The following is a 12,763-nucleotide window of genomic DNA, read 5'->3' on the forward strand; positions in this document are numbered from 1 at the left end:
TCTTTGGTTTTGGTGAGTATTTCGAGGCTACCAGTACCGAACTGATCGTATTGGGCTTTTTGTGCCTCACCACTTATTTTGGCGTGGGTAGCTATTATCAGCGCAACCAAATGCAAGACATATACCGCCGCAAAAATCACTATTTCGATCAGATGAACCGTTATATGGAGTTTGCCAATCAGCTGAGTCGCTATGCACCAGTTCAGTTGTGGCAATCGATTATGAAGGGTGAGTCTGAAGCGAAAATTGAATACAAGCGTAAGAAACTGACAGTTTTCTTTTCAGATATTCAGGGTTTTACGGAGCTTTCTGAAAGCTTAATTCCGGATGATTTAGCATTCCTACTCAATGATTATTTAAAACACATGACCGAGATTGCGAAGCAATATGAAGGTACTGTTGATAAATTCATGGGGGATGCAATTTTAGTGTTCTTTGGTGACCCTAATTCTGAAGGTGTAGAGCGTGATGCTCAAAACTGTTTGGAAATGGCCATGGCGATGCGTCAGCAAATGAAAATCCTGCGCGAGCGTTGGGTGAAAATGGGTTATCCACCATTGCATATTCGTATGGGAATTTCTACAGGGTATTGTCACGTAGGGAACTATGGCGCATCGCATCGTATGGCTTATACCATTGTTGGTCGTGATGCAAACCTTGCTGCACGTTTACAAAGTGCAGCGCAAGTGGATGAAATCTTAATTTCGGACGATACACATAATTTAGTAAAAAATGATTATCTTTGTGCACCGAAAGCGCCAATTTTCCTTAAGGGAATTAAAGGTGCTGTGAAGACGTGGCAAGTCGTTGAAAAATATACCTCGCAAAAATCAGACTATCAGCGCTGGTTTGATTATGAATATAAAGGGTTTCATTTACTGCTGAACTTAGATGAAGTGCAGAATTTTGAATATCCGCAGTTAATTCAAGTCTTAGAAAAAATGATTCAACGCATTCAAACCCAACAGAAGATGACCAATTCGCAAGGTATCGTCAAACTCAATCTTGAAGATGAAGTAATAGAGCCTGTTCAGAAAAATGAATATCATTAACTTGATGGTGTGAGATACAAAAGTAAGAGTCGTAAAAAAGCCACTACAATGAGTGGCTTTTTTACGCTTTGAAAATTAGTGATTTTCAGACGCGTGGTTAATTGTGTATTTAGGAATTTCAACTTCTAAGTCTTCATCCACTAACTTCACTTGGCAAGACAAGCGAGAGTCAGGTTCTAAGCCCCAAGCGCGATCCAGTAGATCGGCTTCAACATCATTCATTTCTTCTAAGCTGTCGAAGCCTTTACGTACCACAACGTGACAGGTTGTACATGCAGCTGACATATCGCACGCATGTTCAATCTTGATTCCATTTTTCAGTAAGCTTTCACAAAGATTCGCATTCTGTTCAACTTCAAACTCAGCACCTTCTGGGCAGATTTGCGCATGTGGGAGAACTTTAATACGTGGCATAGTCTTTACCTATAAATTAGTTTGAGTTTGACCAGTCGTCGAGTTTTGTGCCTTTCAGCGCTGCATCGATATGCTGATTCATACGTGCTGCTGCAAAAGCATCACTGTGTATTTTAAGCTGTTCAACAGCAGATTCAATTGCTTTGATTTCTGTTGTTTCAAGTGTTGCTTCTAATGAGGTTTTGGCCGCATTTAATGCAACTAGTTGTTCATTCGTGAGTAGGTGAGCATCCACTTTTAGGGCTTGCTCTAAAGCTTCGAGTTCGCGTTTTGCTTCAACTTTGGTTTCTTGTAAGTGACGAAGATTTTTATCTTCTTCAGCAAACTTATAACCATCAAGCAGTAAGCGTTCCATGTCGCTATCAGCCAAACCATATGATGGTTTGATGTCAATTTGTGCATGTACGCCAGAGGTTGTTTCTTTAGCTGAAACCGTCAGTAGGCCATCGGCATCCACTTGGAAGGTCACTTCAATGCGTGCTTGACCCGCAGTCATTGGTGGAATACCGCGAAGGACAAAACGACCTAAGCTGCGGCAATGCTCAACCAAATCACGCTCACCTTGAACCACATGAATCAGCATCGCGGTTTGGCCATCTTGGTAGGTGGTGAACTCTTGGCGACGTGCAACTGGGATTGCGGTATTACGTGAAATAAGACGTTCAACCAAGCCACCCATGGTTTCTAGACCAAGAGAAAGCGGAGTTACATCAAGCAGTAATGCGCCATCGGCTGTGTTTCCAATCAGCTGATTGGCTGTAATCGATGCACCGATAGCAACAACTTCGTCTGGGTTGATGGTACACAATGGCTCTTGAGCAAATACATCGCGTACAGCGTTTTGTACAGCATAAGAGCGAGTTGAGCCACCGACCAAAACCACGTTTTGAATGTCGCTGAGTTCAAGTTTGGCATCGCGGAGGACGCGTTTACACACACTAATTGTTTTATCTAAAGCAACTTTGATAATGCTTTCAAATGTCGTACGATCAAGAGTTAAGCTATGCTCTAGGACTTGTAAATGAACGCTTTCTGCATCGGTTAAAGCTTCTTTAGCTTTACGTGCAGCAACTAAAACGTGTGCATATTCAGTGTCATCGAACTGCTCGATGTTGAGTTCTTTTTTCGCCCATTTTACGATTAAACGGTCAAGATCATCACCGCCTAATGCAGTGTGGCCACCCGTTGCTAACACTTCAAACACGCCTTGAGAAAAGCGTAAAATTGAAACGTCAAATGTACCGCCACCCAAGTCATAAATAACATAATTGTGATCATGCGCAAGATTGGTTTCTTGGTCCAGACCATACGCAACTGCAGCAGCAGTAGGCTCATTTAAAAGTCGTAGTACATTTAAACCCGCAAGTTGTGCGGCATCGCGTGTTGCTTGACGCTGAGCCTCATCGAAGTATGCAGGAACAGTAATCACTGCACCATTGACTTCATTTTTTAAGCTCGCTTCAGCACGATCTTTTAGTTGCTTTAAAATTTCAGCGGATACTTCAACAGGAGTTTTGCGGCCCTGAGCAGTTTCAAAAGCAGGCATTTGATTATCTTCACCCACTAAAGTGTAGGGGTGTTGAAACTTAATGTCGGCTTTAGAGCGTCCCATAAAACGTTTGACTGAAACGATGGTGTTTTTAGGGTCGGCAGTCAAAAATGGTTTTGCTTCGTCGCCATATTGGGTTTGGTTTACACCATAATACGCGATCGATGGGAGTAAGACACGACCTTGTTCATCATGCAAAACTTTTGCTTTGCCTGAAAGTACAGTTGCAACTAGAGAGTGAGTTGTACCTAAGTCGATACCAATGGCAATACGGTGTTCATGTGGCGCACTTGATTGTCCAGGTTCTGCAATTTGCAAGAGAGCCATGTGTTACATCCTTTGAGCGTCAAAAATTAAAAATAAGTTAAAATTCATCATCTAAATCAAAGCTATCGTCATCTTCAAAACAATCTTCAGCTTTATCTATGTCATGCATGACTTTTACAAAGAAGCGAAGTTTGCGGACATCATCACGTGCCTCAGCCCAATCTTCCTCTTCAAAATCAATTTTAAATTCGCGGACTAAACCATCAATCCATTGTTGAACGTCTAATTTGAGTGATTGTAATTCATCTGCTGAACGTGCTTCATCAAGTTGTTCACGGATTTCTAAGGCAGACTGGAGAAATTCAAAATCATTGATGGATTGATCAAGATGATAATCTTGTTTTTTTAATCCTAATAAATATCCTGCACGGCTATCGACCTGAGATAAAACTTTGAATGCTTGATTGATCTCACTTGATTTTATGAGGGCTTGATCTTTATCGAGAGCTTTATCTGGGTGATATTGTTGCTGCAACTTTAAAAATTCTGATTTTAAGGTTGCTAAATCAATATCGAGTGCTACTGGGAGGTTAAACAACTCAAAATGATTCATAGGAGAGGGATTCCGCGCTAAATTGGGGGTCATTGCGAAAGCAAAAACACTCTATGTAAATGCAATTAAAACAGTGTGATACACACTGTTTTAATGTTGAAAAGCAAGTTAATGAACTGTTATACGGTGAAAGATTCACCACAGCCACATTCGCCTTTTTTGTTTGGGTTGTTAAACTCAAAGCCTTCGTTTAAACCATTTTTCACGTAGTCCATCTCCATACCATCGAGATAAACCAAGCTTTTTGGGTCTACAAATACTTTCACCCCAAACTGCTCAAAGGTGGTGTCATGTGCATCAATTGAATCGACAAATTCAAGCACATAAGCCAAACCAGAACAGCCTGAAGTTTTCACGCCAACGCGAATACCTTCACCCTTACCGCGATTTTTTAAATAATTGCTGATATGAGTTGCAGCATTTTCAGTTAAGTTGATCATGAAAACTCCCTAATCTTTCTTTAAAATGCGAAGCAATTAAGCTTTAGATTTTTTGCTGCGGTAGTCTTCAACAGCAGCTTTAATAGCATCTTCAGCCAGTACAGAACAGTGTACTTTTACTGGAGGAAGCGCAAGTTCAGTTGCGATATCAATGTTTTTGATCGCTTGAGCCTGATCTAAAGTTTTGCCTTTTAGCCATTCAGTCACTAAAGAGCTTGATGCAATAGCAGAGCCACAACCATAAGTTTTGAAACGTGCTTCTTCAATCACACCGTTGTCATCTACTTGAATCTGTAAACGCATAACGTCGCCACATGCAGGTGCTCCGACCATACCTGTACCTACGTTTTCAGCATTTTTGTCTAATACACCTACATTACGAGGGTTTTCGTAATGGTCAATTACTTTTTCGCTATAAGCCATGATGCGTCTCCAAACCTCGGGGTCAGCGTTAATATTAAATATGGGGTCAAAACTTGATTTTTCAATGAAGCCATCCAGTATGTGGATGACTTCAATGGGAAAAATTAGTGTTCAGCCCACTCAACTGTAGAAAGGTCGATACCGTCTTTGTACATGTCCCAAAGTGGAGAAAGTTCACGAAGTTTCTCGACCGCAGAACGCGTCACTGTAAGTACATGGTCAATGTCTGCTTCAGTGGTGTATTTACCAAAACTGAAACGAATTGAACTGTGCGCAAGTTCGTCAGACAAACCTAGTGCACGTAATACATAAGAAGGTTCTAATGTTGCTGAAGTACAAGCTGAACCCGAAGATACAGCAGCGTCTTTCAACGACATCATTAACGATTCACCTTCAACAAAGTTGAAACTTACGTTTAAGTAGTTCGCAACGTTTTGTGTTGGGTGGCCGTTTAAGAAAATTTGTTCTAAGTCTTGTAAGCCATTCCAAAGCTTGTCACGAAGTACGCGAATGCGTGCTTGTTCAGAAGCTAAGTTTTTACCTGCAAGTTCAAATGCTTCACCCATACCAACGATTTGGTGTGTTGCAAGTGTACCAGAACGCATACCGCGTTCATGACCGCCACCATGCATTTGCGCTTTTAAACGAACACGTGGAGTACGACGTACATAGAGTGCGCCAATACCTTTAGGGCCATAAATTTTATGAGCAGAGAAGCTCATAAGGTCAACTTTCATGGTTGAAAGGTCAATTTCAACTTTACCTGCAGCTTGCGCCGCATCGACATGGAAGAAGATCTTGTGTGCACGAGTAATTTCACCAATTGCCGCAACATCAGTCACAGAACCAATTTCGTTGTTTACCATCATAAGTGAAACAAGAATAGTGTCTGGACGAATAGCTGCTTCAACCATTTCAGGAGTAATTAAACCCGTGTTTGGAAGTGGCTCAAGGTAAGTGATTTCAAAACCTTCAGACTCAAGCTCACGGCAAGTATCTAAAATAGCTTTGTGTTCAATTTTACTTGTAATAATGTGCTTGCCTTTAGACGCATAGAATTGTGCTACGCCTTTAAGAGCTAAGTTATCTGATTCAGTTGCACCAGAAGTCCAAACGATTTCGCGTGGATCAGCTTTGATCAAGTTCGCAACTTGTTCACGTGCATATTCTACTTTTTCTTCTGCCTGCCAACCGTAAGCATGAGAACGAGATGCTGGGTTGCCAAATGTGCCGTCAAATGTCAGACATTCCATCATGCGTTCAGCGACTTGCGGGTCTACAGGAGTTGTTGCTGCATAATCAAGATAAATTGGACGTTTCATGTCAAATACCTGTTACCGATAAAAGGGCTGAATCTGAAGGTGCTGTGTTTTGGCGAATGGCAACTTTTTGAACGTTGTCACGTGCTACAAGGTCAGCAAGAGTGATTTTAGCGAGATAGTCGGCAATGTGATGGGAGAGTTCTTGCCATAAATCGTGAGTTAAGCACATTGCGCCATTTTGGCAGTTGCCTTTATGGTCACAGCGAGTGGCATCAACTGTTTCGTTTACAGCTTCAATAACTGCTAATACCGTGATTTCATCAGCGCGACGAGCTAAATGGTAACCACCGTTGGCACCACGAATACTAGAAACTAAGCCGTGGCGCTTTAATTTCGCAAATAACTGCTCAAGATAAGCAACAGAGATAGTTTGACGAGCTGCAATTTCTGCAAGCGTGATCGTTTGTTCAGTTGGCTGCAAAGCTAAATCAAGTAGAGCAGTCACTGCGTAGCGTCCGCGAGTTGTTAAGCGCATGATTCGATACACATGATTAGACTAGATGTGCCGATTTTAAGAATCCTGACTAAAATAGTCAAGTTTTTTTAATAGGGATTGTGCGTATTTAATTTGCTTGAAATATTATGTAGTTATGCAAGCCAAATATTATATACCAATAAGCTAATCAAAAGTATAGAAAACACAAAAAATGTGACATTTATACGTTTTTGACGTTGCTCGATACGGCGGATACGATTTTTGTATTGTTTCACTTCAACCTGTAGAGTGTTGATTTTAGAACGTTGTTCTTCAATTTTCTCTAAAAGTGGTGCAATGCGCTTTTTAGATGCAACCACATTTTGCGGATCAGTTGGTTCAGTTAACCAGTTTTTCCAATCGGCAAGAACTTTAGGTGCACTAAAATGTAAAATTAAATCTCGGAACTCATCTTTTAAGGTGATATCACCATCAATACGCATGGTTTTAATACTACGACGGTTTCCAAAGACGAAAATTTTAATTAAATCCATCAATGTGGTGCGTACATCTAAGTCGACTGGTTTTTCGGGGGCTTTGGCGTCAAATAAAACACCTCGAGCGGTAAAGGTGATATAGAAGTCGAAATAAGGCAGGTAGCTATTTATTTTAATCGCAATATTTTGCTCAACAAACTTTTTACAGTGAAGTGCAACCACACGGTCGTGTTTTAAAATAAGAGAAAAGATCGTCTCAAGAACAATCATCACCATAGTGAGTAGCATATGTGTTTGATTGTGTTCTTTTTGAGAATCACTCATAAGTAGTAACCTAAATCCTGACCTGAAATGAGCATCCTGCTCGAAAAAACTTCAGACTTAAAAATAAAAATGTAATAAAGATGCTTTGTAGAACAGTTTTACAAATCGATCAAGTCTAATATTTGCTAGTATAGTGCAATCTATAAGATTTTTTGGATGTTTTTGCACATAAATCATGCAGGAGATGGTGCTAATGGAAAAAGCAGATATAGAGTTAGATGATATTTCGCAAGAAGATGAAACACTAAAAAAAACAAAGACTAAGCATCATTTTCACCGTAAAAATAGTTTGGATTTTAGAAAGTATACCAAGCAAATCTGGTTAGCCGGTTTGGGTGCTTTTTCACGTGCAGAGGAAGAGGGGAATAAATTATTTGACTCCTTGGTCCAAGTCGGCGAAGAGTTAGAATCTAAAACCACTGAAATTGCTGACCAAACGGTTGAAAAGGTATCTGAAAAAGCGCGTGAATCGGTGACGGATACTAAAGACAAGGTTGAGAAGATTGTAGATCGTGGGGTAAATCACTCCTTAAACAGGATTGGATTGGTCACGGTTAAAGACATTCAGTACTTAGAAAACCTGATTCTTCAACTGAATGATAAAATCGATGTTTTGATTGAAGAAAATAAGAAGTTAAACGAAAAAGTGAATAAAAAGTGATCTGGTTGTGCTTTTGTACCTTTTTCAACGTTTTTTTGTGATTTATTTTCCAAAAAAGCATATACAGAGTATTGCGTTTTCACCTAAAGCATTGCTATAAAGGCGTTACGGTAATTTATACTAAATTTTTGGACCTTAAATAAACGATATTAAGAGGACGCGATCCACATGAATAAATCAGAATTAATTGATGCAATTGCAGAGAAAGGGGGATTGTCTAAGACTGATGCTGGTAAGGCCTTAGACGCTACAATTGCTTCAATCACTGAAGCGCTTAAGTCTGGTGATACAGTTACACTTGTTGGTTTTGGTACTTTCAACGTGAAAGAACGTGCTGCACGTACTGGCCGTAACCCACAAACTGGTGCTACTTTAGAAATTAAAGCAAGCAAAGTACCAAGCTTCAAAGCTGGTAAAGGTTTAAAAGATTCTGTTGCTTAATCTTTTAAATAAATACTAAACGCGCCTTTTCGGCGCGTTTTTTATTAAACATTAGAAAATGTGTCGATAACACATTCATTCATTGCTGCTTTTCAGTTAAAATCTCGGGCAAATAAAATATTGGAATACTTATGGAATCTTTTCGTAAAGTTATTAAGGGTTGGTTGGGCAAGGCTTTGCTAATTTTGTTTTTGACCCCTTTAGCACTTGTAGGTATTGAAGGATATTTTAGTAGCGGATCAAAAGACGCTGTGAAATCAGTCAATGGCCAAGATATTTCTGAAAAGGAATTAGAGACCTTAACCGCTTCCTTTAAAGAACAATTCTTAGCTTATGCCAATGGGGATGAAACTTTACTCAACCAAAGCTTTATTAAAGATAAAGCGATGGATCAACTGATCGCAAATACTTTGTTATTGCAACAGGCTGAAAAGCTGGGCATTTCACTCAGTGATACTCAAATTGAACAGATGATTGCTCAACAGCCAAGTTTTCAAGAAAATGGAAAATTTTCAGAAACGCGTTATTCAAGCTATTTACAGTCTGTGGGTATGAGTAGTGATGCGCTCGTTGCAAACTTACGTCAAGACCATGCATTAAAAATGATGCGTTCGACTTTTGTTGATTATGCATTGGTGAGTAAACTAGATATTCAACAAATTGCTAACTTACAAACAGAACAGCGTACTTTGCAGTTTGCCAATGTAAATCTTGATGAATATAAAAAGAACGTCAAGGTTTCAGCACAAGAGATTGAAAACTATTACAAGCAACACCCAGCAATGTTTAAACAAGTGGCAAGTGTGGATGTTGACTATGTATTGTTAGCACCAGCCAATGTTCCTGCAGCTGCTTCACCTGTCACAGATGCGGAGTTGCAGCAAGCCTATACACAGTTTGTTGAAGCACAAAAAGATAATGTTGCGCCTTTGGTTAAACATATTCTGATTACGACGGATGCACGTACAGATGCTGAAGCGAAAAAACGTGCAGAAGAAGTTGTGGCAAAAATTAAAGCAGGCACAAGCTTTGCTGCAGCTGCGGCTCAATACTCTGAAGATACTGCATCTAAAGCGAATGGTGGTGCTTTAGCAGTTTATAACAAAGGCACTTTTGGTGATGCTTTTGACCAAGCTGTAGCATCACTTAAATCAGGTCAAGTGTCAGCGCCTGTAAAAACTGAATTTGGTTACCATGTCATTGAAACTGATGCGCCAGCTGTAAAGTTGCCATCTTTTGAAAATGAAAAAGCACGTTTGACTGCGGAAGTTCAGAAGAATAAAACTGCCAATGCATTCTCTGATACTGTAAACAGTTTAAATGAACTGGTTGTAGACTCAGATGCTTTAGACGTGGTGTCTCAAGAAGTTAAAGGTGTACAAGTTCAAACTGTAAAAGGCATGACCTTATCTACACAGCATCCTGTATTAAGTAATGCTGCGGTAAAAGTGAAACTGTTTAATGATGACGTGAAAAACGGTGATCGTAACGCGACCAGCAGCATTCAACTTCCAAATGGGGATGTGGTTTGGGCAAAAGTACGTGATTATCATGCGGCAGGTGTACAAACGCTTCAAGAAGCAACACCACGTGTGAAAGCAAAATTGGTTGAACAAAAAGCTTATGATGCTGCTAAAGCTAAAATTGCTCAAAGTTTAAAAGACTTTAAAACTCAACCAGCAGCATCAGTTGTTGCCAAGAGTGGCTTAACCTTTACTGCACCGCAAGTGTTTATTCGTTCACAAGGTTTACCGCGTGCAGTTGAGCGTGCGGCGTTTAGCCAAGCGGCACCAAAAGCAGGACAGTGGTCTGTAACAACAGCATTATTGCCAACAGAAATGGTGGTGGTAGCAGTATCAAACGTAAACAAGACGACGTCTAGTGCATTGACGGATGAGCAGTTGGCTGAGCTTTCGAAGTTATATCAACAACTTCGTGGTCAGCAAGAAGCTGAAGATTATGTGCAATACTTAAAAGCACATGCGAAAATTAAATAATCGCATGCCATAAAAAAACCTGCATTCGTGCAGGTTTTTTATGTGTGTAGAGAAACAAATTTTATTTAAGGATAAACAAGCTTAGGCACGAATTTTGAGCTCATAACCTGAATATTTACGAATATTAATCACGCCTGTATCTAAAATCAGATACTGACCTTTAATCCCTTGTAACTTGCCGCGAATCACGGGAGTTTTATCTAAATTGTGGGATTTAATTTTCTCAGGATATTGCTCAACTGGATAAACAAACTCGCGTGGCAGTTCAGTCTCCAAAAGCTCAACCGTTTCATTGAATTCAAGATTTTGACTAAATTCCTCACGAATGGTTTGGATTTTAGGTGCAAATTCTTCGATGAGTTGTTCGCGAACTTCAATCAAGTCGAGTGGTTCAGCTTCGCCTTTGAGTAATTTACGCCAATCGGTTTTGTCTGCCACTTGTGTGCCAAACATAATTTCGAGCTGGCCTGAAAGACGACGCGAACCGACTTTCATAATTGGAAGGGCTTGGGTTGCACCTTGATCAAGCCAACGGGTTGGCATTTGGCTAATCCGTGTAATCCCAACTTTTAGGGCACTTGAGTTGGCTAAATAAACAATATGTGGCTGGAAACAAACTTCATGCGCGAAGCTGTCTTCTCGGCAGGTACCTAGATGGTAGTGACAGGTTTCAGGTTTCATAATACACATGTCACAAGAGGCTTTGGTTTTAAAGCACTTGAAGCAATGGCCTTGTGAAAATGATTTAGAAGTCTTCGTACCACATGAAACACAGAAGATTTTACCAGTCCATTCAATCTCGATTTCTTGACCCAAGTTAAAAGGAAGGTCAACTTCTGAACGATCTAGGATAAATTTATATTCAACATTTGCCTTGTGTGTATGTTGATCAGTTACACTAAGGTCCTTAAGACCTGCATGCATTTTATGGCAAATGCCTTGAAGTTCCATACAGAATTACTCACTCAATATTAAGGATGCGGTTATGGCTGAACTGAACGTCATTACTTCTATGCTAGACGATTTATCTCAAGAACAGCCTATTTCAACTGCATTGTGCATTGGGCAGGATCTCAGCCCAAATCATCATCAATCTATTCAATGGCAATATTTTAGCGTATCTGACTTTTTAAGTCTGCCTTTTACCCAGCGCTATGATTTAGGTTTTGTGCTTTTTGACACGGCAGAAATGCAAAATATAAGCTCACAACAAAAATCACAACTATTGGTGCGTTTAAGAGATTTGATGGCAAAGCGTATTGTGGTGGTGAGTCAATTGCAGGATGAACAACTGCTTCGTGCTTTAGGTTTTACTCAACTGATTGATAAAACGACGCATGGTAAAGACTTTGCTTTATGGCAATTTAATATTTTGACCTATAAGCATGTGCCTGACTGGTTCAATTCAAAATTTTGGGCGAATCCTGAAAACTGGAATAAATTCCGTTGGTGATTCGACTGCCACTCTATTTTTTTCATTCATAGCAAAAATTAACAATTTATCTCTATAGGGTTTTTTTAAACACCGTATGCTGTTTAAAAACCTAGAAAGGATAAAGTGATGACGAACCTGAATAATATTATAGAAATTTTAGCAAAGCAGGCCATGGGCGGTCAGCAACAGTCAAACCAACAAAGTGGTTTGGGTGGAATTTTGGGTTCGGTGCTTGGACAACTCGGAGCGGGTGGTACAGGCCAAACACAACAGGGTGGTCTGGGTGATATTTTAGGCTCGGTGTTGGGTGGTTTGACTGGTGGGCAGTCGCAGCAGGCGCCAAACTCGCAGAACTCAGGATTCGCAGGCGGTGGAAAAAGTTTATTGATTGCGGTATTACCTTTGATTTTGGCATGGATTCAACAGCAAGGTGGTTTGCAGGCAGCTTTAGATAAACTCAAAGGGCAAGGTTTAAGCAGTCAGGTTGAGGACTGGGTTTCTACAGGACCAGGAGAAAACGCCAGTGTAAATCCAGAGCAAGTTCAAAACTTGTTTGATGATGCCGCGGTGGAGCAAGTTGCAGAGCAAGCGAATGCACCTAAACAAGATGTGTATAGTGCTATTTCACAAGTGTTACCGCAAATTATTGATTCACTCACCCCGCAAGCAGGACAAACTAATCCTCAAGAAGCCAACGCAGATATCCAACAGGTCTTGAACTTGGTTTCGGGCTTCTTAAAGCGCTAAATCCGAAATAAAAAGCTATCATAGAATGGCTTTTTTATTACTTAAAATTGTCCCGTCCTGAAATAAGTTTATACCTTTAAGAGGCTTATTTTATGGAACATGAACGAGAACAAAGAGTTAAGCGTACACAAGGTGATTATAGCTTTGCCTTTAAAATGATGGTTGT

At 40.2% G+C, this 12,763-nt stretch carries 15 protein-coding genes; 6 read left to right on the forward strand and 9 right to left on the reverse strand.

Annotated elements, in window-relative coordinates:
• Positions 1-1,052, forward strand: a 1,052-nt coding sequence (locus AXW61_RS04510; protein ID WP_240487433.1) for an adenylate/guanylate cyclase domain-containing protein, incomplete at its 5' end; no start/stop codon positions are given.
• A 75-nt stretch (positions 1,053-1,127) separates the two neighbouring features.
• Here the strand turns inward: AXW61_RS04510 and fdx are convergent.
• The 8 genes from fdx to AXW61_RS04550 all read right to left on the reverse strand — a co-directional run bounded on the left by fdx (position 1,128) and on the right by AXW61_RS04550 (position 7,316).
• Positions 1,128-1,466: an ISC system 2Fe-2S type ferredoxin gene (gene fdx, locus AXW61_RS04515; RefSeq protein WP_004697000.1), complete on the reverse strand. Its 339-nt coding sequence runs from the start codon at positions 1,464-1,466 to the stop codon at positions 1,128-1,130.
• A gap of 16 nt (positions 1,467-1,482) precedes the next feature.
• Complete coding sequence (hscA, locus tag AXW61_RS04520) at positions 1,483-3,342, reverse strand: Fe-S protein assembly chaperone HscA (protein ID WP_062032760.1); 1,860 nt, start codon at positions 3,340-3,342, stop codon at positions 1,483-1,485.
• Between the two features lie 37 nt (positions 3,343-3,379).
• The gene (gene hscB / locus AXW61_RS04525) at positions 3,380-3,895 is read right to left on the reverse strand and encodes a Fe-S protein assembly co-chaperone HscB (protein ID WP_062032762.1); all 516 of its coding nucleotides are present in this window, start codon (positions 3,893-3,895) and stop codon (positions 3,380-3,382) included.
• Between the two features lie 119 nt (positions 3,896-4,014).
• Entirely contained in the window at positions 4,015-4,335 is a 321-nt protein-coding gene (iscA, locus tag AXW61_RS04530) for an iron-sulfur cluster assembly protein IscA (RefSeq protein WP_004697006.1), read from the reverse strand.
• Positions 4,336-4,371: 36 nt separating this feature from the next.
• A complete protein-coding gene (iscU, locus tag AXW61_RS04535) occupies positions 4,372-4,758 on the reverse strand; it encodes a Fe-S cluster assembly scaffold IscU (protein WP_004697007.1) in 387 nt (128 codons plus the stop codon).
• Between the two features lie 104 nt (positions 4,759-4,862).
• Positions 4,863-6,080 (reverse strand): IscS subfamily cysteine desulfurase, encoded by a 1,218-nt coding sequence (locus tag AXW61_RS04540; RefSeq protein ID WP_004697009.1) that lies wholly within the window; start codon positions 6,078-6,080, stop codon positions 4,863-4,865.
• Between the two features lies 1 nt (position 6,081).
• Positions 6,082-6,555: an Rrf2 family transcriptional regulator gene (locus tag AXW61_RS04545; protein WP_004697011.1), complete on the reverse strand. Its 474-nt coding sequence runs from the start codon at positions 6,553-6,555 to the stop codon at positions 6,082-6,084.
• Between the two features lie 113 nt (positions 6,556-6,668).
• Positions 6,669-7,316: a hypothetical protein gene (locus tag AXW61_RS04550; RefSeq protein WP_062032765.1), complete on the reverse strand. Its 648-nt coding sequence runs from the start codon at positions 7,314-7,316 to the stop codon at positions 6,669-6,671.
• Positions 7,317-7,509: 193 nt separating this feature from the next.
• Between AXW61_RS04550 and AXW61_RS04555 the strand changes: the two genes are divergently transcribed.
• The 3 genes from AXW61_RS04555 (at position 7,510) to AXW61_RS04565 (ending at position 10,415) form a co-directional block, all read left to right on the forward strand.
• Positions 7,510-7,977, forward strand: a complete 468-nt coding sequence (locus AXW61_RS04555) for a phasin family protein (RefSeq protein ID WP_004984677.1) — start codon at positions 7,510-7,512, stop codon at positions 7,975-7,977.
• Positions 7,978-8,145: 168 nt separating this feature from the next.
• The gene (locus AXW61_RS04560; protein ID WP_004697018.1) at positions 8,146-8,418 is read left to right on the forward strand and encodes an HU family DNA-binding protein; all 273 of its coding nucleotides are present in this window, start codon (positions 8,146-8,148) and stop codon (positions 8,416-8,418) included.
• Between the two features lie 131 nt (positions 8,419-8,549).
• Positions 8,550-10,415: a SurA N-terminal domain-containing protein gene (locus tag AXW61_RS04565; RefSeq protein ID WP_062032767.1), complete on the forward strand. Its 1,866-nt coding sequence runs from the start codon at positions 8,550-8,552 to the stop codon at positions 10,413-10,415.
• An 81-nt stretch (positions 10,416-10,496) separates the two neighbouring features.
• Here the strand turns inward: AXW61_RS04565 and AXW61_RS04570 are convergent, their stop codons facing one another.
• Positions 10,497-11,366 carry a DUF2797 domain-containing protein gene (locus AXW61_RS04570; RefSeq protein WP_062032770.1) on the reverse strand — a complete coding sequence of 290 codons (870 nt, stop codon included), beginning with the start codon at positions 11,364-11,366 and terminating at the stop codon, positions 10,497-10,499.
• Between the two features lie 34 nt (positions 11,367-11,400).
• Between AXW61_RS04570 and AXW61_RS04575 the strand changes: the two genes are divergently transcribed.
• Both AXW61_RS04575 and AXW61_RS04580 read left to right on the forward strand, forming a co-directional pair.
• Complete coding sequence (locus AXW61_RS04575; protein WP_004697025.1) at positions 11,401-11,868, forward strand: DUF6231 family protein; 468 nt, start codon at positions 11,401-11,403, stop codon at positions 11,866-11,868.
• A gap of 108 nt (positions 11,869-11,976) precedes the next feature.
• Entirely contained in the window at positions 11,977-12,597 is a 621-nt protein-coding gene (locus AXW61_RS04580) for a YidB family protein (protein WP_062032773.1), read from the forward strand.
• The last annotated feature ends 166 nt before the right edge of the window (positions 12,598-12,763 follow it).

Source organism: Acinetobacter sp. BMW17, assembly GCF_001592855.1.
GTDB lineage: Bacteria > Pseudomonadota > Gammaproteobacteria > Pseudomonadales > Moraxellaceae > Acinetobacter > Acinetobacter johnsonii.